Origin of the sequence: Tengunoibacter tsumagoiensis, from assembly GCF_003967535.1 — a bacterium.
GTDB classification, from domain to species: domain Bacteria; phylum Chloroflexota; class Ktedonobacteria; order Ktedonobacterales; family Ktedonobacteraceae; genus Tengunoibacter; species Tengunoibacter tsumagoiensis.
On record NZ_BIFR01000001.1, the window covers coordinates 4,701,905 to 4,725,662 of the forward strand.

Below are 23,758 nucleotides of genomic sequence, written 5' to 3' on the forward strand. Positions count from 1 at the left end.
AAATCTATCTGGTGGAATATTGGGCTTTAATGGACGCTATTTTTAGTTAATCAAAATTTATGAGCTCTACTTAACCCCTTTTGAACGATTAACTAAGGCTACAAAACCACTAATAACTGCCAATCCAAAAAACGCAATGAAATGATTAAAGTGTGAAGATGCTGAATCATGTGTGACAAAAAGATGATCATAGCCAGGAACGATGTAATAAATGGCGATCAAAAAGAAAAGAACGGCCAGGACGATGGCACCCAGAAAGATCTGCCTTTTACTCATAAAAACTGTCTCCCTTACTCTCTGCTGATAAGATTACTGCTCTATCATAGCAAAAAATAAGTACTAATAAAAGGCACTTCTTGTTAAAAATGGGGGCCAATTGTCGCTATTTTGTCGCAATAATTGGCTAGCTTCATTCCACGATAGCGAAGTACCGTTTGATGAGATGAGAGAACACCTATGATCAGGAAGGATCGATGTAGACAGAGACAGGCTCTATCAGAGCAAAAAAATTTTAGCTGCACGATGTCTTTTTTTACTTGATTGTCTCATTAGACTGATCTCCATACTCACGATATTCAAACACACACAATCAAATAATCTCAATCTACTTACTGCTAGAGAATAGTATAAATTATGTACTTGATTTTTTGGAGTTATGATCAGTATAATCATATTATGAACTATCAGGGCTATATTTGTGTAGACATAGTAAGGAAAACAAAGAGATACACATGCATGCCCTGTGTTAAGGCTATTTATTTAGTTGGAAAAGGCTTAGAAACGTTTCCGGTGTGAAATAATTGCAGTTTCTAAGTTGCGAAAGGAATCCGCATATGAGCTTCGTTCATGGCAAACAGAAACAGGCATTTCTCATTCTGATCTCTGGCCTCCTGCTTATCCTCTCTCTCTCCGCATTTTCCTATCCCAAACAGGTTCAGCCGACAGGCAATGTCAGGTCTGCCCACAGTGGGGTAAAGGTTACTCAGGGTCACGATGTATGGATTCATCTGACCAGACAGGACCCCAATCAGGTCGCCTCCATCCAGCTTAGTGTAAAGAAAGGCACCTCTGCCCCCAATCTCAGTGCAATAGGCTACTCATCCAACTCTTCCCTTTGTTATTATAATGCGAACATAAGTGCCACCTATCATAATGGTTTCAATATGCTCGTTGCAGAATACGATCTGTATTTCGATTTTTGCTACGACGGTGAAAATATCACCTACTTCTCTTCTACGCGCGTAAAAACCTACGCCGCTTTCCTCTTCAGTATGAACAATAAAGGGAGTGGAACCACCAACTATGGTCCCTGGGGCAATGGCCATGGTAGTTACTATGAAGGGAATGCTGTAGCCTCGGTCAATGGGTATCTAGAGCTCGATGTTTTCTCGGATGGAACGGTTAGTGGCTGGGGAAATGTCTAGTTCACCAACGCCTCTTTTGTGGCGACGCCCCATAGATATTCTTGTATCACCATCGTAAAGAAATGCAGACAGGCTCGCTTATCCAGATCCGAGCCTGTCCTCTGGCCGCCAGAACACCAACCCGGAACTGAAACGCCCCAGACTATCACACTCTAACCTTTGCTCTTTCGATAACCTCAAGTTAGAATAAGAGAGTCTCACATATATTCTTCATTGTTAGAGAAGAGGCTCTATGCGAATTCTAGTAGCTGAAGATCATCCCTCATTGGGAATGGATATTAAACAAGGATTAGAACGTTGTCGGTATGCCGTCGATCTGGTGGCTGATGGTGAGGATGCACTGGCGCTGGCCCTATCTGTCCCCTACGATCTTGTCATCTTAGATGTCTTGCTGCCCTCAATCAAAGGGTTTGAGGTCTGTAAACAGCTACGTGACCAGAAACGAACGATGCCCATTCTCTTTCTAACGGCCCTCGATGATATTGATAGCCGCGTCATGGGACTGGATCTGGGGGCCGATGATTATCTCTCCAAACCCTTTGCCTTTCGCGAACTTGAGGCCCGCGTGCGCGCACTCCTGCGCCGTGAGGGACAGACAAAGAATGTTGAGCTACACTTTGAAGATATCCTGATGAATACCAGTACCCACGAAGTCACGCGCAATGGCCGCAGCATCCAGCTCTCAACAAAAGAATATGCTCTCCTCGAATTTCTGCTTCATCATCCTCGTCAGGTATTAAGTCGCACAATTATTGCTGAACATGTCTGGGATTATGACGCCGAACACTTCTCTAATGTCATTGACGTCTATATCCGCTATCTACGCAATAAATTGTGCGCCGCCGGAGAGCCCGATGTGATTCAGACCATACGAGGCGCTGGCTATCAGCTAAAGGAGACTCTATCATGACCAGCAGGCTTAAACGGAGCTGGCCGCCCGGGATTCGCTATCAACTGGCGATCTGGTATACAACGGTCTTTGTCGCTCTATTGCTTTGTACAGGTCTCTTTCTCTATAAGCAGCTTGAAAATTCTCTCCTTAATAGCCTGGATACTGAACTGGCCCAGACCACAAATCAACTCTTAGACGATATTACCTACGATAATGGAACAATCACGGTTCATGATGAACTCAATAATCTTTCACGTTCTGATCTTTTACCACTAAACAATGACCATCAATTTGTAACAATTCAAAATAGTCTGATTATTCGCGTTCTGGACACGCGAGGGCATGTCTTACGCACCTCTCTAGCCTTCAATCACCTCTCAGTTCCTCATGATAGCGTATCTGGCCCGCTTGCAGATTGCCAGCCCTGGCTGGGAACGATTGGACAACCCTCGTTTCGCCTGTATAGTATGGCCCTGACAAACCACAAACATGCCTTTGCCATCATTCAAGTTGCAAAACCACTCTCACAGGTTCAGCACGTGCTACAAGATGAAAGCCTGACCTTCCTGATCGTCACGCCCTTTGTCTTACTGGTCAGCATCCTGGGAAGTCTCTGGCTCGCATCACGAGCGTTTGCTCCTATTCATCGTCTGGCCTCAACTGCTCGTCAGATTGAGGCCGGAGATCTTCATCAACGCGTCCCTGTTCCAAAGGCACAGGATGAGGTTCACTTTCTGGCTCTGACACTCAACGAGATGATTGAGCGCTTAGACCTGGCATTTCAACGTCAGAGACGCTTTGTCGCAGACGCCTCTCATGAGCTGCGCACACCAGTTGCAGTGATCCGCAGCAAAGCTGAACTGGCTCTGGCACAGGTTCTGACCATTGATGAGCATAACTTGGTCCTGAGACAGATTGAGAGTGAAGCAGAACGTCTGGGAAAATTGATCAGCAATCTTCTAGCGCTGGCCCGCATGGACGAGGGTCGCACCATTCTAGAAACGGAGTCCGTTCATCTTGCCGTCCTGGCTGAAGCTGTGGTCGCAAATGCCGAGATTAGCGCGCAGGAGAGAGGGATTGAGCTGCACCTTGAGATCCAGGAGGCTGTGGCGATTGAGGGCGATGAGACGCGCTTAATTCAGGTGGTCATGAACCTGATTGATAATGCACTGATCTATACACAATCCGGAGGATCAGTCTTCTTACGCATCTCACGCAAAGGCACGTGGGCCATCATCCAGGTTGAGGATACTGGTGAGGGGATTGCCCCCGAACATCTCCCCCATATTTTTGAACGCTTCTACCGCGCCGATCCCGCCCGCACCCGCCGCGAAGGTGGCAGCAGCGGCCTTGGCCTCTCCATCGTCGAATGGACCGTCAATGCCCATTGCGGCACCATCTCCGTAAAAAGCAAGCCTGGAGAAGGCTCAACCTTTACCGTATTATTGCCGATGGAGAAGATTTAGGAATGATTAGCATACAATCAATATCAATAGTCCTTTGTTCTTTATGAACAGCAATGATGATGTATGTAATATTGATAGACACAAATTTTACTGTTATAATATTTATGTCTACTTACATCTTAAGTGGTGATAAAAGAAAGAGGAATGCTATGTCAGAAAAAATTCAGTATCCTTTTGAAGATATGCAATCCACTTCACAAGACCTATGCTCATTTATACAAGATCAATGGAATCAACACAACGCTCTGTTTATGACACATCCAGATTCATTTAGTGCCCTTCTAAAGACTATCGTCCGTATCATTCCAAATGGGTTAGGGAAAGTTCATGAGCTTGAACAAGGATTAGAAAATTATCACCAACAATACAAAAATGCATATGCATCTCTTCATGATTTAGCTAAAAAAATTGATAAATCAGCACAATTAATGGGTTTAACTGACGAATCTGTTAAAAACACATTTGATTCTTCTCAAAACACTCATTCATAGCTTGTTGCAATAGATCTTCAGCAAGGTTTCTCTTCATTTCGACTTACCCATACACGCAGAACATAGGGGATCTCAATAGAAGAAAGGAATCATCATGAGTCTAGATGGAACAGACAACACTTTTTCGGCAGTCATTAATGGAGTTCAACATTTTGCTGGAGATATAGAAACACTCATTGAACACAGTATATCAGAACTTGCCACAATTGGTCTTAGTTTATCTGGCTCAATCCCTTGGCTGATTAAACATCTGATTGAATTACAAGAAGATCCTGTTCAAGTCATTACCCACCTGAGTACTCATATTACAAATATTAAAGGCGATGTAACAAGCGTTTTGGAAGAGGTTGCCTTCGGGGTTATGACCTATGGACTCACAGAATTTGCTCAAAGGAAAGTGGAACAAGCCTTAGATCCCCTAAAAACCACTATCCAACATAGTACTAATCAAGGGCAAGCAGTTTCTGATATACATAAAAGCACCCTTAAGACAATGAAAGAAAAACTAGATCTTCTCAAAACAGGAAACGACTTATCAGGTATTGCATGGCAAGGAGATAGTGTCGATTCCATGAGAACTTCATTTAATGAAATCTCAAATTTTATTAACAGCTTAAATGATCAGATACAACATGATGGAATACAAGCTCAACTAAATCAATTCTGCCTGATTGCATTAGGCGCTATTGTCATTGCAGGAACAATTATACTTATTCTTGATATTATTGCAACTGCGGTAGTGGTGGTGGTATCACTAGGAACTCTGGCTATTCCAACTCTCATAATAGATGGAGGTATAGTTGCTCTCGACCTCGGTATTATGCTCGATCTAATTGCATTGGATCTACTTATCTGGCTATTAGGTACACTAGCTATTTATGCTATTCATCATCCAGTTACAAAAACTCAGAATATCAGCCCAATCGTCACCCATGTTCCCCAAGAAGCTCAACTGCCAAAACCTAGACCTCTTACGCCTGAAGAAAATCAGGAAGTTCAGGATATTATTAATGAAATCACGGGAATGGGAATAACTGTACCAACCAGTTGGATCGAATACCTAATACGTATATTAGGAGCTAGCATGTCTGCGAAAGAAGCAGGATCAATCATTCGTTGTATGTTTAGTAAAGGCTATTTACCAACAATCCAAAAAGGCAAAGAATCTAACGCTTCTGAAGTGCAAAGATTATTTAAAAGCCTCTGGAATAATCTGGGTCACCTCACACAACAAGATTTGGAAGGCGCATGGAAAGACATTCATCCAGATAGGGTAGATTATCCAGAAGGAGGTTTACCATCTGGTGCACAACATTATAGTGAAGTCTCTAATGCCAAACAAGCTATAGATAATTTAATATCAGCACTAGAGAAAGCAATTACTGACCCCACTACTCCTGCTTCACTAAGTCAAGTATACCAAAACATTTATAACGCTTGTATTAGCACCAAACAATTTATTATTGATAGAATTTTTGGTTCCGATCCACCTCTCAACTGGCCAGATCCAAAAGGAACAATTCCTTTTGGCGAAGATTTGATTGTTGCTTCAGGCTGTCTATAATTTAAAGTATAATGTCTCTGCAGATAGAGACGAAGATGAAAATGAGCTTTTCGTAGAAATCATAGATGACAAAAAGGAGATCTTTCAATGACGTGGGATGATGATGAAGACAAAGAGCTTGCTCAAAAGTTAACTGATCTACAACAAGGAAAAATCCGTGATGAGGATCTCTATCATACTATCTGGACGCTAGGAAAAGCTGAATATTGGCCTGCCAAACCTACTATTGAACAGTACTTAGACTATACTGGCGATGAGGATGTGCGAGTCGCAGCTATGATGGTTCTCACAAATCGCTTTGGAGCAAAAGATCGGAAATACTGGGAGATGGCAAGAGATATATTGGCTAATCCTGATTCCTATCACCGTAGTGAGGCCATAACCGTTCTCACAATAATGAAAAACAATACTCACGATCTTGAAACACTCCAATTACTGGCAGCGATTGTAAACAATCCTAAAGAAGCATCTCTCATACGCACATTCGCCTATGCAGCTATGCATCAGATCATTCGATTCGATCCACTCAAATCTAAACAAATTACAGATGATCCTTTCGACATTGACCGCGATACTGATTGGGAATTTGTTCATCGCTATATTTGATCCATAAGATATGGTAACGTACTTTCAAAAGAAAGAGCACCTTTCTCGTTCCTAATTTAATCGAGAAAGGTGCTCTTTATCTTTTGCCCTCACTGATTGGGGGCGGGCTTACAGGCTTAAAGCTCCATACTCTTGCTGCTGGTAATCCCTTTGACACGCTCAATAAAGTCGGCCAGAGGGATCGATTTGAGATCAACGTTGGTACGCAAACGGACAGAAGTGGCCTCTTTATCACCTACGACCAACATATCATGAATGATCATCTATAAACCTTTTACATAATAAATTTTTGTAAATGGGCAATTTTATTGTCTGAGATGGTACAGCCATTGTGTGACCTAACTGATGGTATACCATTTGTGTTGACTGCATATCCAAGCTAGCAGTTTCAAATCTGATCAATTAGTGGGAAGTAAGGAAGAAGATTATTCTCATGAATTTAACGATCCTTCATCGCTTTCATCCTGCGGTTCTCTACTGCTATGCAATGTGTCTGGTTGAAGAAGAGGGTCCTATATTGGGAATGCTCTTTACATTGCAGGGGGTAACCCATCTGGACGCAACTGCTGTACTGGTGCTGTTTAACCTCACAGCGCAGGCCATTGAGCACACCATTGTCTATAAAAATGCAGGTCCCGATCAGGCAAAAATGCTTGATGGATTGCTATACTATGATTCATTTCACAAGCGTTGGGTGATTGTACAGTCGATAGATGAAGAGTATATAGCGATGCGCACCTTCTCTCCTGAAACTGGCCTCTCCCCTTTATGTCTGATCGATCGTGATGAGGCTGTGGAGACAGGTGGTATGGAATCTGCATTAGCACTCCAGATCTGGCCTGACTATTATACTTTTTTGTATCCAAAGCCTTTCGATGTCCATCTTCGAGCTCCTGAGATTACTAAGCGAGATATCGTTATACAACAGGCCAAATGGCTGGCCATGAGAGATGAACTGGCCATTATCACAAAAAACGATGACCATCTGGGTCAGATTCCTCTCTGGACATCTCCGCAGACGGTCTGGTTGCCAGATAACGCGGAGTTTGATCCAGGTACCCCCAACGCACATCTCACATCTGCGGTACATATTCAACAGAGCACAACCCTTGCAGAGTCAGAATTGAGTCTGATCTATAGCGATGCAAAAGTACATCTACTCGTTCTGTTTTCTTCAGAGAGCTGGCCACGAACACAGATGGAGCTTCCAAAGGGGACGCCCCATGAAGGAACTCAATGGCGCGCCTGGCTTACCGGCTGGGACAGGGATTGGCAGCAACTACTTTGGGTCTATGCCCCTGATCTGGGTATCGAGACCGATGCAAAACCTAGCTATCTATTCTGGCCGGATTCACAGGTCGCGCTAGTAGCAGGACCACCCCACGCAGAGACGGCTACAGTGGTCCTGGCCATGGCTTTTCAGAAGAACGGGAAGGGGGTGAGCCATGCTGCCTGCCTTGATGAACATGGTCAACCTGTGCAGATAGCAGCCGATGCGATTGGAGAGCGTCCAGAGCTCTGTTGTGCAGGTTCGATGGTCGTTGGAGTCGATCTGCTGGATGGCACCTGGCGGCTATGGAACTGGAAGGTGCTGGAGAGTACACATTTTGCCCATCACCAACCCCTCAGTGGAGCATGCAAGCGGGCCCATGTCTTTGCCGAACCCGCTTCCGAGCGTTTCTGGCTGGTAGAGGAAGAGTTGGAAGGGGTCCGGATTAGCCATCGTGAGGTCTCCACGTTGCATGAGGTGAGTGAAGAGGTCTTTGTGGCTGGCGTCCGGGTGCGAGAAGATGGAGAAGAACTGCCTATGTTTGGCTATCGCCGCTTGAATATCATGCCCTATCAATCAAGCTTGCTGTTCCTGGCCAGAGACGCCAGCGATGTGATGGCGCTCTATAAGGTCGAGTAACGGGCTCTTACAACTGATCTGACACTTCTTTATCGACAGCAGGGTGGGTCACAGCGGCCATCATGAATGATGGGCCCTACCTTCTTTTGAGCGATAAATCGCTCTTTAAAGGTTAATTCCTGTATAATGGAAGGCAAGGACCATCATGATGGCAATTGTTTCTTTACCAGGGCAAGGTATTGGCTCTCTCTCCTTAGGGATAGCAAAGGAAATAGCAATATTCTATGGTAATCATGAATGATAACCTATAAAATTTTTTATATAATAAATTGCCCTTAAAATTGACAATTTATTACCCGAGATGGTAAGGCCCATCATTCATGATGGGCTTGGGGACCCACTCCACCCTGTTGCACTCCTATCACCACACGAAAGGGCTCTTCACCTTTCCAATCTCGTCTTGACGCCATTCTACAATGAATTGCTCCTTAAGAGCGATTTATCGCCAAAAAAAGGTAGGGCCCATCATTCATGATGGCCTCTGTGACCCATTCCACCCTGCCCCACTCCTCATGCATGATGGCCGTTGTGCTCGTGACCCACTCCGCCCTGTTCCCCTCATCATGCATAATGACCGCTGTGATCCACTCCGCCCGTTCCACCCCTCATTCATGATGACCCTCGTGCTCGTAACCCACTCCACCCTGTTCCGCCTTTCATGCATAATGGCCCTCGTGACTTACTCTACCCTGGTGCCCGCCTCGATCCATTCCACCCTCATCGCCACACGAAAGGCTCTTCACCTTTCCAATCTCGTCTTGAGGAACACAGGAAAGAGACATCCCTTAACATTATTCAAAATATAAAAGATAAAGAACACCTTTCTCAATTGAAATTGAATAGGAACGAGAAAGGTGCTCTTTATCTTTTGCCCTCACTGATTGGGGGCGGGCTTACAGGCTTAAAGCTCCATACTCTTGCTGCTGGTAATCCCTTTGACACGCTCAATAAAGTCGGCCAGTGGGATCGATTTGAGATCAACATTGGTACGCAAGCGAACAGAAACGGCCTCTGCGGCGGCCTCTTTATCACCTACGACCAGCATATAGGGAATCTTCTGCATCTGGGCATCGCGAATCTTGGCGTTCATACGCTCGCCACGATTATCGACCTCGGCCCGTAGACCAGCGGCCTTCAAAGACTCCAGCACTTGATTGGCATACTCCTGGTGGCGATCGGCAATCGGAATAATCATTGCCTGCACTGGAGCCAGCCAGACAGGGAAGGCACCTGCAAAGTGCTCAATGAGCATCGCCATAAAACGCTCGGTTGAACCAGTCACGGCGCGGTGAATCATTACTGGACGATGGGGCTGCCCATCTTCTCCAATATACTCCAGTTCAAAATTTTCAGGCTGGACAAAGTCCAGTTGAACAGTCGAGCACTGCCACTCGCGGCCCAGTGCATCGCGAACCATGAAGTCAACCTTTGGACCATAGAAGGCGGCCTCACCAATCCCGATCGCATATTCGATGCCCTTGCCCTCAACGGCATCGCGCAGAGCGCTCTCAGCCGTCTCCCAGACCTCATCGCTCCCAACATAGTCCTCTTTCTTCTGCGGATCGCGCAGCGAGAGGCGCACATGATAATCGGTCAGACCATACGTCTCAAACACCTCCAGCGTCAGATTCACGGCATTGTTGAACTCTTGTTGAATCTGATCTGGTCTCATAAAGACATGGGCGTCATCCTGCGTCAGGCTGCGCACACGAGCCAGACCGGTTAGCGTACCTGCCTTCTCATACCGATAGAGCGTCGCAAACTCTGCATAGCGGACAGGAAGTTCGCGATAGCTGTGCATCTGCGACTTATACGTGATGATATGATGTGGGCAGTTCATTGGCTTCAGCATGTAGGCATCATCTTCAGAGCCCTCTTGCTCACCCTTCATGACCGGGAACATATTGTCACGATAGGTATACCAGTGCTTGGACGTTTTGTAGAGCCGAACTTTGCCCAGATGAGACGTCCAGACATGTTGATAGCCGTGACGCTCTTGCGTCTCACGCACATAGGACTCCATCAGGTGACGGATCATCTCGCCGCGTGGCAAGAAGATTGGCACGCCGCCGGGCAGATCTTCGCTGAGGAAGAAGAGTTTCAGCTCTTTCCCCAATTTACGATGATCTCGCTTCTGAGCCTCTTCCAGCCGCCAGAGATACTGATCCAGCTCTTCCTGATTATTCCAGGCTGTACCATAGATACGCTGCAACATTGGGCGGTGCTCATCACCACGCCAATAGGCTCCTGCCACACGCATCAACTTGATTGGACCAATCTGTGATGTATTCTCTACATGAGGTCCACGACAGAGATCCAGGAAATTGCCCTGCTGATAGATTCCAACCTCGGCATCGGGCAGATTCTCAATGAGTTCAACCTTGTAATCCTGCTGTTTAGCGCGAAAGTACTCCAGCGCCTTCTCACGGGGCCAGCGATCGCGCACAAAAGGATATTTAGCGGCAATGATGCGCTGCATCCGCTTCTCAATCTCTGGCAGATCTTCGGGAGTGAGGGCGCGGGGCAGGTCAAAATCATAGTAAAAGCCATCTTCAATTGCCGGGCCAATCCCAAACTTTGCATCGGGGAATAGCTCCTGAATAGCCTCCGCCATCACGTGCGCTGACGAGTGACGCATGCGTTGAATCGGCGTATAGTTGACCGACTCTTCTAATTCAACTTCCACAGACATGGATAATTTCTCCTTCGATACAAAACAAAAAAACCTTCTCATCCCACACTGGGACGAAAAGGTTGTGTACTCTTCGTGGTTCCACCCGGCTTTCACGCTCCCTTCATCTGCTCATCTCATGCAATGATCAGCGCCAATCAGAGTAGCTAGCATCACTCCGAAGGTCTGATAGGGAGAACGTGCTTTAAAACAACTTTTACCGCGGTTGAAGCGTGTACTTTACTGACTCAGTACAGACTCACGAGGGGTATCCCTTACGTATGATCGTTGGTGCACTCTCAGCCGGTGATGCATCCTCTCTGTCGACCGCTTCGGAAAGAGACATGTCTCGCTTTAACGTCCTCTGTTCTGCTTATTCTATTGTCTACATCATACCATAATCCTTTTTAGAAGTAAAGCCATTTTTTAGCTCAGTGGGTCAACCATCCATATTGGTATTATCATCTAACAATCCAAAAACATCTTATGCACTTTCAAGTAGGGAAAGTCGCTTGTCTCTTTCCGCTGCTCCCACTCCGCTGTGTGAGCCCCTCTATGGCTTAATGGGAAGAGGAAAACGAGAACAGAGGCTATGGGGATGCTGGCATGGCGGAATGGGACGTTTCGGCAGGAGACAAGCGACCTGCCCTACTTGTCTTGTCATATCATACTCTCTTTCGGATATAAAAAGATGTAAAGTAGGGAAAGTCGCTTGTCTCTTTCCGCTGCTCCCACTCCGCTGTGTGAGCCCCTCTATGGCTTAATGGGAAGAGGAAAACGAGAACAGAGGCTATGGGGATGCTGGCATGGCGGAATGGGACGTTTCGGCAGGAGACAAGCGACCTGCCCTACTTGTATTGCCATATCATACTCTCTTTCGGATATAAAAATATGTAAAGTAGGGAAAGTCGCTTGTCTCTTTCCTCTGCTCCCACTCCACGCTGTGAGCCCCTCCATAGCATTATTGGAAACAAAGCCATGGAGGGGCTACCATGGTGGAGCTTCACGATTTGGGAGGAGACGCCATACTCCTCTTATTGTTTTACACACGAAAATATACATTATGCACTTTTCACGTCGGGAAAGGCCTTGCCGATACCTTGCCGTGACTCCCCTGGTATACGTGTTGGCCTACGCCAGAAAGAAGGAATAGACAAAGCCCTGGAAAAGAAGCTATAATACAAGGGCTAAATAAATTTTTCGGCACTTCAGGCCTTATTCTCATCTTTATTCATAGTTCAGATATCAGGATGCTTTCAATGAGCGTGCTCACAACAGCGCTGACGACCTATCAGGTCGCAGCTATTCAGTATGAGCCTACTCTTGGCGAAAAAGAGAAAAATATTCGGGACCTCCTGAGTCTGGTTGAACAGGCTATCGCACAAGGAGCACGCCTGATCGTCCTTCCAGAACTCGCGACAACTGGCAGCTGCTGGACGTCCCGCGAAGAGATCGCTCCTTATGTTGAAGCGATTCCTGGTCCCACGACTGAACGTTTCCAACGTCTGGCTCAGGAGTTCCAATGCATTATTGCAGTGGGCCTTCCAGAAGTTGATCCCGAAACGCAGGTCTTCTATAATAGTGCCGCTCTCCTGGGCCCTGATGGCTTGATTGGACGATATCGCAAACTGCACGCATCCATTACTGATCCCCGCTGGGCACATGATGGGGATCTCGGCATTCCAGTCTGGGAAACACCTCTTGGTCGCTTAAGCATCCTGCTTGGAACTGATGCACAGTATTTTGAGACCGCCAGAATTGCAGCCCTGCACCATGCCGATGTCTTACTCTTCCCTACTAACTGGACGCTCGATCCCGCTCCCAGTACCTGGTGGCTCGCACGTGCCTTCGAGAATAAGGTCTATCTCATTGCCGCCGATCGCTCGGGGCAGGAGCGCAATATCTTTTTCCAGGGGGGCAGTTGTATTATTCAGCCCGATGGCTCGGTACAGGCTCTGCTGGAAAAGGGCAATGGCATCGTTTCTGGTGAGATCAATCTTCATCAAAGCCAGGATAAACGCTGGCTCTATGCAGATCGTGTACTGGGGCAACCACTGGCAGACCGCCAGCCAGCAGTCTATCCCGGCTTACTCAACAATAGTTATCTCTGGGAACCCTTACGCTACCATAGCCTTTATGCTCTGGGCGAATTGCCTCCAGGGCAACTTTCCTGCGTGGGCATTATTCAAATGGAGCTCCAGATACCATCTGAGATGGATCAACTTACTCAGATTCGGCATCTTGGAGAGCAGCTCCGCACAATGATGCAGAATAATGCTCCTGCCTGTCCCGACGTGCTTGTCCTTCCTGAACTAGTGGTCCCTGGTCCACTACCAGAGCCTGGACAATATACTCATCATGAAGCAATCATTCAACATTTTCAACGGGGGGCAATTCAGATTCCCGGACCAGAGACAGATGCTCTGGTCGCCCTGGCCAACGAGTGGCAATTTAGTATGGTGGTGGGTGTCGCCGAAAAAGTGGAGGAGCGCTATTATAATACGGTACTGCTATTGGACCCGGAAGGGATCTATGGCAGCTATCGCAAAATACACCTGAGCCCTATGGATAAGCTCTGGGCCAGTAAGGGTGATCTTGGCCTACCATTCTTTGATACTCCTGCTGGCCGCATCGGGCTGGCAACTGGCTACGATCTCCTCTTTCCAGAAACCCTGCGCGTCCTGGCTAATCAAGGCTGTGACCTTCTCTGCGCCCCTGCACTGCTGGGCTTCCCTCACCCATTCCAGTTCCCCCAACATCTGCAACAGGCCAAAACATTCCATCAATTTGATCATCATGAAGCCCCACAACATCTGCTCTGGCGTATCCGAGCCGCCGAACAGAATATCTATCTCGCCATTGCGAACTGGTATGGACAACAGGCGGGCATCTCGGCCAATGGCCTGAGTGGAATCTTCTCTCCATCCATCGGGCTGAATCCCAGTGTTGAGGTGATTGCCGATGAGGGTGAGTTGGGGTTGATGATGATGACTATCGATACACGTGAACAGAAGACCGGGCGACGCACAACGCACATTTTAGAGTATAGCCCGGGCGATATGGCTGGCTCGCTCACTGGTGAGCTTGCGTACAATATTCTCGATGGCATCCCTGGTAATCTCGTCAGGAGCAAACCAATGCTCCGCCGTAGACAACCTTTTTGGTATCATGATCTCGTCCGTAGATCTCTACCCTAGTCGCCTCTCTTGTTTCGATACACCAGGGACACATATCTATTCCTGTAAAGCTTATCTATAACTATTGTCTTCTTCTCGCGCTACAATAGATCGCGCTAGAGGCAAAAAAAGCACGAATAGTACACCGCGACAGATACGCGTGCAAAGTGGGAGCATGCATGAGAGTCAGTACAAACGACAGGCTCACAACGACGGCGTTACAGAAAACATATCGCACGAATTCAATCGCTCTGATCACTACACTCCTGTTAGTATTGATCAGCCTCTATTGGCTGATCTTTCACAGTCATACAGGAGGACTCCAGACAGATGATCAGCTATCGGCCATCTTTAAGAGCGTTAGCTATCTCTTAGCGGTCTGCATCGGAGCAGGCTGGGCTTTCCGCACTGCCTATCATTTTCATCATGGCCCTGTCCAATCTTCACGCGCACGAATGGCGTGGGTATGCATCGGATGCGGCCTGCTGGCGAATGGTTTTGGCGCTCTTCTTTGTATGGCTCTAAAACATCCTGCTGATCCCAATATCGTCGTCGCGTTAAATACTCCTCAGGTATTTTCTTATATCTTTCTGCTGTTATTTTATCCCTGTCTATTTCTGGGCCTCATGGTTATCCCTGGCATCGGCCATATCCGGCTCAGCAAGATCTTTGATGTGCTCATTATTACCCTCTGCTTTCTGGCGATCTGCTGGTTCCTGGTCTCTCAGCTCGAAAGTATTACCAACATTCAGGGACAATTGATCCCTACGACACTCCCGCTCAGTCAGGTCTTTATTGCTCTGGCCGCGCCAATGGGAGACATCTTCTTACTGCTCTTTTTAGCACTCGTGTTACAACAAGGAATTGATCTGGCACTCCGCCTCCCTTTTCTCTTGCTCGCGCTTAGCTTTATGGGGCTGCTCTGGTCAGATGTGGTCAATACGTATCTCTCGATTTTTCAGACTGCTTCCTTCCCTGACACGACACTGATGGAACCGTTTTACTTAATCAGCTTCTTACTCCTCGGGCTCTCAGGGCTGTTCCATTATTCTCGTCTGATGCGCAATCTCTATCGTGAACGGATGACTACTCCCAATCTCACCGGAACCTACTGGCACGATGCTCATTTACCAGCACCTGGTATTCTCTCTTATAATCGCCGTCGTATGCATACGCTGTATGTGCCGCTCGCGATTATTCTCTGTGTGCTGCTCCTCATCGAGACTCTTCAAGAAGGAAGTGCGTTCCATCCATCCGCGAACAATGAGACCAAAACCTTTATTGTGTTAAGCATCTTTGTCGCAGCTCTCATCGCTATCCGCTACTTCTTTGCGATGCGCGAAAACGAGACGCTCTTACAAGAACGAGATCGCCGCTTTACAGAGACTGAGCGAGCCAGGCATCTTGTGGCCCAGCTCACTGATATCCGCGATCTTGAGTCTTTGCGCGAACGGATTGTGAATACGGTTCTGTCCGAATATGGCTTTAGCTCGGCTATGCTTCTGCTCATTGAAGATCATACCCGCGAATTGACCAGCCAATCCCATCTTCTGGTCAGCACCTCTGCCTTATCTACACATCCGACAAAGTGGCGCCTACGTGGGGATACGATCCTCTACCAGACGGTTAAACTCGGCAAGCAGACAATTGTTTATTGGCAGCAACACATTCCTGAGACCCCCGCAGAAGTACGCATCTGGCAGGAGAAACAACATGTGGCTCTGATGGAGTTCTTCCCCATTCGCTACCAGGGCAAAATCTTAGGTAGTCTTGGCGTCGCACGTCATGAGCTTTCTAGCATCCAACATTCAGAGGAGGCGGTTATCCGTGTCTATACGGAGCAGATCGCTGCTATCATTGAGCATGCCTATCTCTATCAAGAAGCCCGTCGCCGCGAGGATTTTGCTCGCGCAATTGCCAATATCTCGAAGCGTTTGATTGCGACGATAGTAGAGCCAGGGGAGGTTGGACAGCTTATCTGTGAGGAGGGGATTCGAGCCTTACACGCTGAATATGCCATCTTTTATCTCAAGCACGACGATGAACGCCTGGAGCCGATGGCAATTGCGACAAAAAGTAATGACACCATGGAGCCGATGACGCTCTCTACCACAAATAGCTACCAATCTGCCCTGAGGCTGAAAGAGTGGCCTTCTTTCTCTCTCTCTGACTATGAGGCCGAAGCTCAGGATACGCTCCATCCATTCTTGCTTTATGTACAACCACGCCGCAAAACAGAAGAGTCCCATGGAAATACTATCGGCAATGGGTCACCTCGCGAGCCTCAAGGAAATCAGGCAACGCTGCGGGCCCGGCTCTCAAAGCATTCCATTCAACGCGCTATCTGTGCTCCGCTGGTCGCTGGCGGAGAATTAATAGGGATCTTAATCTTTGCCCGCTCCGTTCAATCCGATGAGAGCAACAATCTCTCTTTTGAAGATTCTGATCTCTCCTCAGCTCAGGTGTTTGCAGAACAGGTGAGCGTGATCTTTGCCAATTCTCAGCTCTATCAACGTATCCACGATACACATGAACGTTTGAAAGAGCTGGATCAGCTTAAGGATCAATTTATGATCACGGCCTCCCATGAGCTACGCACTCCCCTGACCGCTGTGCAAGGCTATATCGAGCTGATGGCACAGTATGACAGCATTCTGCCTGCGGAACAACGTCAGGAGTTTCTACAAAAAGCTCAACTGGGCTGTGAGGAACTGGCAGTCCTGCTCCGCAATATCATGGATGCCAGCCGCTTAGAGGCCGAAGCGGGAATTAAACCTGCTCTAATAAGCCGCGTCTCGGTGAAAGAGATGATTGAAAAAGTACAGATTATGATTGAGCCACAGGTCGCTCATGAACACCGCGAGATACGCGTCCAGGTGCCTGCTCATCTGCTGGTCTTCGCCGATCCTCTTCGCCTCCATCAGGTTCTGATGAATGTCAGCACCAATGCGCTCAAATATTCACCTCCAGGCTCACCATTGACCTTCAGTGGGCGAATTACCTTTGATCAGCGGAGCTTGATTATTATCAGTATCTCGGATAAAGGAAAAGGGATCTCTGTACAGGATCAAGAAAAGCTCTTTCAACGCTTTGTTCGCCTGGAATCTGATATGAATAGTCCAGTGCGCGGCTCTGGATTGGGGCTGTATATTTCGCGACGGCTCATTGAAGCCATGGGGGGGAAGATCTGGATTGAAAGTAAAGGGATCGTTGGAGAAGGATCTACCTTTCATATACAATTGCCCATGGCTTAGAGGGCGAGATTTATTTCTTGCTATTTGCTTCGTTGCTGCTATTGGTTGCATCTGCTTGCTTCTTTACAAGCAATGGAGCATGCTGTTCACAAAAACGGAAGCTACGCCCGCCTGCCAGCAACTGCGCATAGGCAGCTGGCTCGCCACAGGTATCGCAGCGCCCAACATGTGTCTTGACTGCTTTCATCACGATCTCCTTCTTTGTTTTATAGTTTGGAAGGCGAGAAAACCGCGAAATCTTCAGCTCAGCGGTAGTGCACGCCATACACATTGATGCACACTCCACAAGAAGCTCATCACAGAGGAGGAGAATGAGCTCTCAAAAGTGCCGATCTTGCCTCTATCATACCACAGATTGAGGCAGGATCGCAGAGCTCTCGCTTCTAGCCGGGCCCTTTGTCTTATGTAAGAGCACACTGAATTGTCTTCTCTATCTTCATATGGAGATAGTGTGTCACCTTTGTTCAGCAGGTCTTTTATGCTGAGAAAAACGAAAAATCTCAGTGAAGTCTCAGGCAAGTATGGCGAAAGGAGCTTCTGCTATACTTGAATCTGTAGTGAGAAATGGTCGGGGGGTGCCAATCAATTCTGTCGAAGATAGCTCCGGAAAGGGCTGCCCAGAACAACGTTGGGGGATGCGCTGTTGAGCTCTGCTCCACGCATATCGTTGATGCAAGCATCTCCCCTTCCGTTGTAGCTATCTTCCAGAAGAGTACGATTATCTTCTCACTACACTCAAACTATTCCACATTTAATCATGAGCCAGACGCCGCTCGGTTGGAGCTGGCTCCCACTTCCGATCATTCTTCCAGAAGGATTCAATATCTTCCAATGTCCGGCCTTTGGTCTCAGGAATCACATACCAGCAGAAGGCAAAAGCAATGACGGCAAACACTGCATACAGCCAGAAGGTGCTGGAGATGCCGATGGCATTTACCAATGAGAGGAATGTGACGCTAATCAAAAAGTTAAAGGTCCAGTTGAAGAAGGTTGAGATGGCTGCGCCACTGGCACGCACACGGGTAGGGAAGATCTCTGAGCTCATCAGCCAGAAAACTGGCCCCAGGCCAATCGCAAACGAGAAGATGTAGACCAACAGGGCGATCAGTACAAGAGTCCCTGTGTTGCTGGCACCTGTCAGGAAGATAAATCCCATGACGATAAGTGAGATGATTATCCCCACCAGGCCCCCCAATAATAACGGTCTCCGACCAACACGGTCAATGATAAAAACCGCCAGCAAGGTTGTAAAGAAGTTGACTGCTCCTACAACGCTGGTTGCAAGAATAGCGCTTGACGCTGATTGGAAGCCGGCAAAGGTGAAGATGGTTGGTGCGTAATAAATGACGGTGTTAATACCCACGAGCTGCTGAAAAATGGCAAGCCCAATGCCTGCAATCAAGGCCCACGTCAGGCCCGATTGAAAGAACTCCGCTAGCTTTACTTTCCCTCCGGTATTTACACGCAATGCCTCACGAATGGCCGTTAACTCTGTCTGTCGCTCTTCCACGCTCAGATGATCCATGGCCAACTCGGCCTCTCTCCATCTTCCACGTTCCGCCAGCCAGCGCGGTGTCTCTGTGAGAAACAACATCCCTATCAGTAAAGCCAGACCAGGGATAACGGCTACACCAACCATTGGTCTCCAACCCAGGCCCGCATGCGCAAAAGCGAGATCGACAAAATACGAGATTGAGATGCCCGCAGTAATTAATAGCTGATCAAGAGCAACCAGGCTTCCACGCAAAGACGGCGGTGCCATCTCGGCAATATACATTGGAGCAAGGAAAGAGGATGCCCCAATCCCAAATCCTAGAATGATACGGCAGACCAGGAAAAAGGGAAAATTGGGCGCAAAGGCACTCAGAATCGCTCCCACCGCAAAAATGATTCCCATGATGATCAGGCTCATTTTACGACCTAAGCCATCGCTCAATCTCCCTCCCGCGACAGCACCCAGAATGCTGCCAATCAAAACCGAACTGACAGCAATCTCTTGCTGAGTCGAATTCAGTGCAAAATCTTGCTTCAGATACAGCAGTGCCCCCGAAATGACTCCTGTATCATAGCCAAATAAGAAACCACCCAGGGCAGCTACAATGGCTATGAGATACACTTTTGCTGCGTAATGCGGTTTATCTGGAAAGGGACGAGTAGCTGATTCATTATTAAAAGGCCGCGAACTATCTGCCATGATCGCTCTCACTTTCTGAGCAGAAACATCTACTTGACTGCACTCAAGAGCTTGCACGCAAAGCTGAAATCCAACGCTGGAATATGGCAACTACAGTATAGAGGCAAATGGGGGGAGAAACGTCACACAAAAGAGCGATTTCGTTCTCCACCTTTTGAGTGAGGGAGCGCCTCCTCAAAAGGTGGGGCCTCAAGCTTAGCGGCCTGAAGAGAGCTCTACTGTCTCTACTGGTTCGTTTACTGAGGAGCGTTTACGCAGAAAGGCTGGAGGTGGCAATTGCCCAATAATCATGCCCAGAAAGATGCACAGACAGCCCAGCCAGGCGAGTGGACTTAAAAGATCTCTGGCAAAGACATAGCCAAACAGGGCCGCCCAGGCTGGCTCCAACGCATAGATCAGGGTTGCTCGCGTACTGCTGATAAACTGCTGGACTCTATTCATGACATATAAACAGAAGGCGGTTGCGACTACGCCCATAAAAACGACGGAGATCCAGACTGACGCAGCAGGCAGGTGAAGAGGCTCATGCGCAAAGGGAATGGCGAGCAGGCTCAAGAGGGAGGTGAAGGCTATCTGCACAATTGAGAGGTTGATTGCATCGGCTCTGGGCGCAAATTTGCTGATGCTGATAATATGCAGGGCATTAGCCAGCGCACAGCCCAGCACTAACCACTCACCCAGTCCAAAAGTTAATTGAAAGGTGCTGTTGATCGAGAGGAAGATCAGCCCAACAAATGAGAGGATCACGCCTGCCCAGACCATAATGGTCGGAATCTGCTTGAGCACTAGCAATGAGAGCAATGAGACAAAGGGAACATAGAGTCCTGTGATAAATCCTGCTTTACTGACGGTCGTATACTGAAGCCCAACCGTTTGAAGAGCAAAACCGGCAAAGAGAAAGATGCCAATAAATGAGCCCGCCAGCAATTCCGAGCGCTGTATCTGGCGCAGTCGGCGGTGAAAGAGCAAGGCCAGAGTCAAAGCGCCTACGCCAAAACGCAGAAAGAGGAAGGTAAATGGCCCGGTGAGCTTTAATGTATCCTGAACAACGAGAAAGGTTCCACCCCAGATGATTGTGACAACAATAATTAAGAGGTCATAACGCAACAGCCGCCGACCTTTGTGTTCTGCCATGAAGAAATCCTTTGAGAAGATTGCAGAGATTCCAAATAGTGTTCTTCCAGTGTAGAGTCTCTTACGTCAAATTGCAACCTACCCGGCAGCCTTTTGCTCATTCATGACAGCTTGCAGCAAAGCCACAACCTGTGCAAATATCTTTCCTTGTGGCGTCTCTTCATAGGGTTCCTGCTCTGATTCAGGCAAAAAATAACCACCAGGGTCATTGTGGGTGACTGGACCGGCTGAGATCTCTGTGATCTTTCCCTGCCGTCGCGCTTTATTCCATGGTGAGTAGCTCAGCAAGGGCCAGCGGCCAGCATAGGCGATGGCTCCAAGTCTGTTCACGGGATCTCTGCTTCCGCGAAAATGATAGAGATGCTCAATCATCTCCAAGCCTGGATCATCAGCCATGACTCCGCCAAAGGAGATGATGGAGAGAGGAGCCTGTAACAGAGGCTTGAGATAGGTGGCTGAGCCTAACGCGACCTGCACTCCTCCACTAAACCCCAGTAAGGTCACAGGGATACCACTACTCATACGATAGCCGCTACGCAATAGTCCATCGACAATCACTCCGGCAGTTCCATAATTGTAGATGGGACCATAGCGTCGATCTGCGGAGACAGCGACCTGAAACATATTGCGAATATTGATCAGGTTGGTTAATACGGCATGATTCTGTAGTTTCAATTGCTTAATCCATCTCCACATCATTGTAAAAAAACGCTGTCCCGTTAAGCCATTGTTATTCATCGCATAGGGGAACACATCGCGCACAACTTTGATCTGTGGAAGCTGCTCTTGCAATCGATCCAGAAAGGCCTGCTCTTCTCTCTCTAAGAAATCACCGCCAATAGCTCCGATTCCTGACAGGTAGACAACATACTGCATTGTGACTTTGTCTGGGTCATCCAACGGCCTCTCTACCAGTTGATGAGGGCGACTTCCAAACCAGCCAGCCCACCAACCTAACGCTTCAAATGGTGACCAGAGGGCCGCTACTAATAAGAGAATGAGGCCCAGAATAAGCAATTGAACGAGGAAACTTGAGATCATCTGTGACCTCCCTGAGGTGGCTGCATCTCTTCCGTCAGGCTGCTCGCCAGATCCCGTACATGCAAGGTCAATGGGACACCAGCGGTTATTCTTCTTAACCAGCGCGTAACAGACTGCACAGGTCGACCAATCGTCACTTTTAGCACCACAAATAGCAGCCACCCACACACAGTACAGAGCAGGCTTAGCCAGAAGTCCAGTTGTAAGGTTATATGAATGGCTAATATGACTGCCAGGAGGCACCAGATATCCAGTACATGCTCAATCAAGCTCCCCATATAGGGGAGAAGAATCAAAAAGCCAAAGCAATAGGGCGCGTAAGCCAGACACACGGCGCGCAGAATGGGCAGAAATGCCAGCGGATGCTGCAAGATGAGGCTCCCAAACAACCAGATCGTGGCTATCCAGAGGCTCACGCTGATGACATACAGCGCACCAGAGAGACAGAGACTGGCAACAAACCGAATGGGCTGGACACGATTAACCAGGAGAGCCACACTCTGGCCAAGACCAACAGAGATGGCCCCCAGGAAAGGAATCCAGATCACCAGCCAGAATGATCCATGCGTCTGAGCGAGTACTGCAAAAGCGGTCGGGTCTAGCCGCCAGGCACCTCGTATGAATAACCAGAGCGTCTGGATGAAATTTCCCAGAGTGGTTGTATCAATCGTATACACACGCTTCTCGCTTTCTCCAGCTCTTCGCTCCGTTTACGATAGATGAGTAGCCAGCTCCAGCAGAATGGGATAGACCAGACTGGTCTGTTGACCCACCTGCTGGGGATCAATCATGTCGTGCAGAAGATGTTGCTCGGCACTGAACGTATAAAGATGGATGGACTCCAGACCATGTCTGCGCCACTGTTCGATCAACTGCATAGTGATCTCATTATTCACTGCTTTATCAATCTCATTCGTGATTACTAACACAGAACGAACCGCAGCACGCTGCGTCTTCGCTGAACGATAGACAGAGTGCGCCAGCTGCATGACTTCTGCAAGAGCATGGCTGGAATAGCCCAGATAGCTATGTGTGGGTCCATCTTGAAAAGGTGAGATGTATTGTGTACCAATATTTGGGAGCCTGAGGAAGAGCCACATCAAGAATAAGGTCACACGAGGCCCAAAGGAGAGAAGACCAAACATCGGAGCAATCAGGATCACGTGTGCCACATCTGCTCGATGCTGTGCCACCCATGCCGCCAGCGTTCCGCCTGCGGACAGACCTAAAAAGGTGATCTCCTCTCCCAGACCGCGAGCAATATCTACCGCCAGATTACTGGCATCGCATAGCTCCTGGGCGGTTAGATACTTGAGTTCATCTGTCATGCGATCCTTCAGACCATTGCGAGGCATTCTTGGGATCAGCACATTATAGCCACGTTCATAAAAAAGAGGAGCCAGTTCAACAAATTGCTGTGGACAGTTGGTGATACCATGCATCAAGATAATCACATGCTTTGTACGCTGACCATGGGTGAGCAGTTGCGAGCCGCAGACTGGATTAATCTCCTCATCGTCCTGAGCCTGAAGTTGAGCAAAACGCAGTAGTGCAGATTCATAGTCTTCTGATGGTTGTTCGAGAGGCTGTGGTATATTCCGAATCTGCGAACGAGCAAAAAAACGGATCATTATCATAATCCCGCTCAGTCCTAGAAACAGACTACCCAGCCATAACTTCCTTGATGAGATGAAAAAGGATGTTTGCTCACCAACCTTCTTTGGGTTCAAATTCGATGGGTTCGAATTTAATCCCTGCGCTGCGGATGAAATGCGTGCAGTAGAATGTTCCATTAACGTTGCTCCATTTCATGAACCAATCATAAAGAGCATTGGTGATGATAACGTATCACCTTGTCAGGCCGGGGAGCAAGGTTAACGATTAAAGGCGGCATCCGTTCAAGTTGGTGGCTTTATAAAGGGACCGGCCCGGAGCC

The 23,758-nt window shown here is 47.9% G+C and carries 18 protein-coding genes; 9 read left to right on the forward strand and 9 right to left on the reverse strand.

Features of this window, described 5'->3' with window-relative positions; genetic code table 11:
* Positions 1 to 66: 66 nt before the first annotated feature.
* Entirely contained in the window at positions 67 to 276 is a 210-nt protein-coding gene (locus tag EL628_RS18400; RefSeq protein WP_126581371.1) for a hypothetical protein, read from the reverse strand.
* A gap of 557 nt (positions 277 to 833) precedes the next feature.
* Here EL628_RS18400 and EL628_RS18405 point away from each other — a divergent pair.
* From EL628_RS18405 to EL628_RS18430, 6 genes are all read left to right on the forward strand, one after another.
* Positions 834 to 1,424: a hypothetical protein gene (locus tag EL628_RS18405; RefSeq protein ID WP_126581372.1), complete on the forward strand. Its 591-nt coding sequence runs from the start codon at positions 834 to 836 to the stop codon at positions 1,422 to 1,424.
* Between the two features lie 232 nt (positions 1,425 to 1,656).
* Positions 1,657 to 2,334 carry a response regulator transcription factor gene (locus EL628_RS18410; RefSeq protein ID WP_126581373.1) on the forward strand — a complete coding sequence of 226 codons (678 nt, stop codon included), beginning with the start codon at positions 1,657 to 1,659 and terminating at the stop codon, positions 2,332 to 2,334.
* Positions 2,331 to 3,782 carry a sensor histidine kinase gene (locus EL628_RS18415; RefSeq protein WP_126581374.1) on the forward strand — a complete coding sequence of 484 codons (1,452 nt, stop codon included), beginning with the start codon at positions 2,331 to 2,333 and terminating at the stop codon, positions 3,780 to 3,782. The genes EL628_RS18410 and EL628_RS18415 overlap by 4 nt, the downstream gene beginning before the upstream one ends.
* A gap of 149 nt (positions 3,783 to 3,931) precedes the next feature.
* Entirely contained in the window at positions 3,932 to 4,273 is a 342-nt protein-coding gene (locus EL628_RS18420) for a hypothetical protein (RefSeq protein WP_126581375.1), read from the forward strand.
* Positions 4,274 to 4,367: 94 nt separating this feature from the next.
* On the forward strand, positions 4,368 to 5,837 hold the full coding sequence (locus EL628_RS18425; protein WP_126581376.1) for a polymorphic toxin type 28 domain-containing protein: 1,470 nt from the start codon (positions 4,368 to 4,370) through the stop codon (positions 5,835 to 5,837).
* A gap of 87 nt (positions 5,838 to 5,924) precedes the next feature.
* On the forward strand, positions 5,925 to 6,443 hold the full coding sequence (locus tag EL628_RS18430; RefSeq protein ID WP_126581377.1) for a HEAT repeat domain-containing protein: 519 nt from the start codon (positions 5,925 to 5,927) through the stop codon (positions 6,441 to 6,443).
* Between the two features lie 116 nt (positions 6,444 to 6,559).
* On the opposite strand, the gene EL628_RS29885 is transcribed toward EL628_RS18430, so the two are convergent.
* Positions 6,560 to 6,706: a hypothetical protein gene (locus EL628_RS29885; RefSeq protein ID WP_161975593.1), complete on the reverse strand. Its 147-nt coding sequence runs from the start codon at positions 6,704 to 6,706 to the stop codon at positions 6,560 to 6,562.
* Positions 6,707 to 6,876: 170 nt separating this feature from the next.
* On the opposite strand from EL628_RS29885, the gene EL628_RS18435 reads away from it, so the two are divergent.
* On the forward strand, positions 6,877 to 8,352 hold the full coding sequence (locus EL628_RS18435; protein ID WP_126581378.1) for a hypothetical protein: 1,476 nt from the start codon (positions 6,877 to 6,879) through the stop codon (positions 8,350 to 8,352).
* 901 nt (positions 8,353 to 9,253) lie between these two features.
* On the opposite strand, the gene thrS is transcribed toward EL628_RS18435, so the two are convergent.
* Positions 9,254 to 11,044: a threonine--tRNA ligase gene (gene thrS / locus EL628_RS18440; RefSeq protein ID WP_126581379.1), complete on the reverse strand. Its 1,791-nt coding sequence runs from the start codon at positions 11,042 to 11,044 to the stop codon at positions 9,254 to 9,256.
* Between the two features lie 1,238 nt (positions 11,045 to 12,282).
* Here thrS and EL628_RS18445 point away from each other — a divergent pair.
* Both EL628_RS18445 and EL628_RS18450 read left to right on the forward strand, forming a co-directional pair.
* Entirely contained in the window at positions 12,283 to 14,220 is a 1,938-nt protein-coding gene (locus tag EL628_RS18445) for a nitrilase-related carbon-nitrogen hydrolase (protein ID WP_161975594.1), read from the forward strand.
* 158 nt (positions 14,221 to 14,378) lie between these two features.
* Entirely contained in the window at positions 14,379 to 17,453 is a 3,075-nt protein-coding gene (locus EL628_RS18450; protein ID WP_126581381.1) for a sensor histidine kinase, read from the forward strand.
* A gap of 10 nt (positions 17,454 to 17,463) precedes the next feature.
* On the opposite strand, the gene EL628_RS29890 is transcribed toward EL628_RS18450, so the two are convergent.
* The 6 genes from EL628_RS29890 to EL628_RS18475 all read right to left on the reverse strand — a co-directional run bounded on the left by EL628_RS29890 (position 17,464) and on the right by EL628_RS18475 (position 23,615).
* Positions 17,464 to 17,640: a hypothetical protein gene (locus EL628_RS29890; protein ID WP_161975595.1), complete on the reverse strand. Its 177-nt coding sequence runs from the start codon at positions 17,638 to 17,640 to the stop codon at positions 17,464 to 17,466.
* 564 nt (positions 17,641 to 18,204) lie between these two features.
* Entirely contained in the window at positions 18,205 to 19,647 is a 1,443-nt protein-coding gene (locus EL628_RS18455) for a sugar porter family MFS transporter (protein ID WP_126581382.1), read from the reverse strand.
* 195 nt (positions 19,648 to 19,842) lie between these two features.
* The gene (locus EL628_RS18460; protein ID WP_126581383.1) at positions 19,843 to 20,781 is read right to left on the reverse strand and encodes a DMT family transporter; all 939 of its coding nucleotides are present in this window, start codon (positions 20,779 to 20,781) and stop codon (positions 19,843 to 19,845) included.
* A gap of 78 nt (positions 20,782 to 20,859) precedes the next feature.
* A complete protein-coding gene (locus tag EL628_RS18465) occupies positions 20,860 to 21,822 on the reverse strand; it encodes a hypothetical protein (protein WP_126581384.1) in 963 nt (320 codons plus the stop codon).
* A complete protein-coding gene (locus tag EL628_RS18470; protein ID WP_126581385.1) occupies positions 21,819 to 22,499 on the reverse strand; it encodes a hypothetical protein in 681 nt (226 codons plus the stop codon). The genes EL628_RS18465 and EL628_RS18470 overlap by 4 nt, the downstream gene beginning before the upstream one ends.
* Before the next feature lie 33 nt (positions 22,500 to 22,532).
* Positions 22,533 to 23,615, reverse strand: a complete 1,083-nt coding sequence (locus EL628_RS18475; protein ID WP_126581386.1) for an alpha/beta hydrolase — start codon at positions 23,613 to 23,615, stop codon at positions 22,533 to 22,535.
* Between the last annotated feature and the right edge of the window lie 143 nt (positions 23,616 to 23,758).

What these genes read in the sequence shown, in the direction of transcription:
- EL628_RS18435 (WP_126581378.1), top strand. Translation starts at nt 6,877, where the DNA reads ATGAATTTAACGATCCTTCATCGCTTTCATCCTGCGGTTCTCTACTGC.
- EL628_RS18465 (WP_126581384.1), bottom strand. Translation starts at nt 21,822, where the DNA reads ATGATCTCAAGTTTCCTCGTTCAATTGCTTATTCTGGGCCTCATTCTC.
- EL628_RS29890 (WP_161975595.1), bottom strand. Translation starts at nt 17,640, where the DNA reads ATGAAAGCAGTCAAGACACATGTTGGGCGCTGCGATACCTGTGGCGAG.
- EL628_RS18475 (WP_126581386.1), bottom strand. Translation starts at nt 23,615, where the DNA reads ATGGAACATTCTACTGCACGCATTTCATCCGCAGCGCAGGGATTAAAT.
- EL628_RS18445 (WP_161975594.1), top strand. Translation starts at nt 12,283, where the DNA reads ATGAGCGTGCTCACAACAGCGCTGACGACCTATCAGGTCGCAGCTATT.
- thrS (WP_126581379.1), bottom strand. Translation starts at nt 11,044, where the DNA reads ATGTCTGTGGAAGTTGAATTAGAAGAGTCGGTCAACTATACGCCGATT.
- EL628_RS18425 (WP_126581376.1), top strand. Translation starts at nt 4,368, where the DNA reads ATGAGTCTAGATGGAACAGACAACACTTTTTCGGCAGTCATTAATGGA.
- EL628_RS18405 (WP_126581372.1), top strand. Translation starts at nt 834, where the DNA reads ATGAGCTTCGTTCATGGCAAACAGAAACAGGCATTTCTCATTCTGATC.
- EL628_RS18450 (WP_126581381.1), top strand. Translation starts at nt 14,379, where the DNA reads ATGAGAGTCAGTACAAACGACAGGCTCACAACGACGGCGTTACAGAAA.
- EL628_RS18400 (WP_126581371.1), bottom strand. Translation starts at nt 276, where the DNA reads ATGAGTAAAAGGCAGATCTTTCTGGGTGCCATCGTCCTGGCCGTTCTT.
- EL628_RS18455 (WP_126581382.1), bottom strand. Translation starts at nt 19,647, where the DNA reads ATGGCAGATAGTTCGCGGCCTTTTAATAATGAATCAGCTACTCGTCCC.
- EL628_RS18410 (WP_126581373.1), top strand. Translation starts at nt 1,657, where the DNA reads ATGCGAATTCTAGTAGCTGAAGATCATCCCTCATTGGGAATGGATATT.
- EL628_RS18420 (WP_126581375.1), top strand. Translation starts at nt 3,932, where the DNA reads ATGTCAGAAAAAATTCAGTATCCTTTTGAAGATATGCAATCCACTTCA.
- EL628_RS18430 (WP_126581377.1), top strand. Translation starts at nt 5,925, where the DNA reads ATGACGTGGGATGATGATGAAGACAAAGAGCTTGCTCAAAAGTTAACT.
- EL628_RS18460 (WP_126581383.1), bottom strand. Translation starts at nt 20,781, where the DNA reads ATGGCAGAACACAAAGGTCGGCGGCTGTTGCGTTATGACCTCTTAATT.
- EL628_RS29885 (WP_161975593.1), bottom strand. Translation starts at nt 6,706, where the DNA reads ATGATCATTCATGATATGTTGGTCGTAGGTGATAAAGAGGCCACTTCT.
- EL628_RS18415 (WP_126581374.1), top strand. Translation starts at nt 2,331, where the DNA reads ATGACCAGCAGGCTTAAACGGAGCTGGCCGCCCGGGATTCGCTATCAA.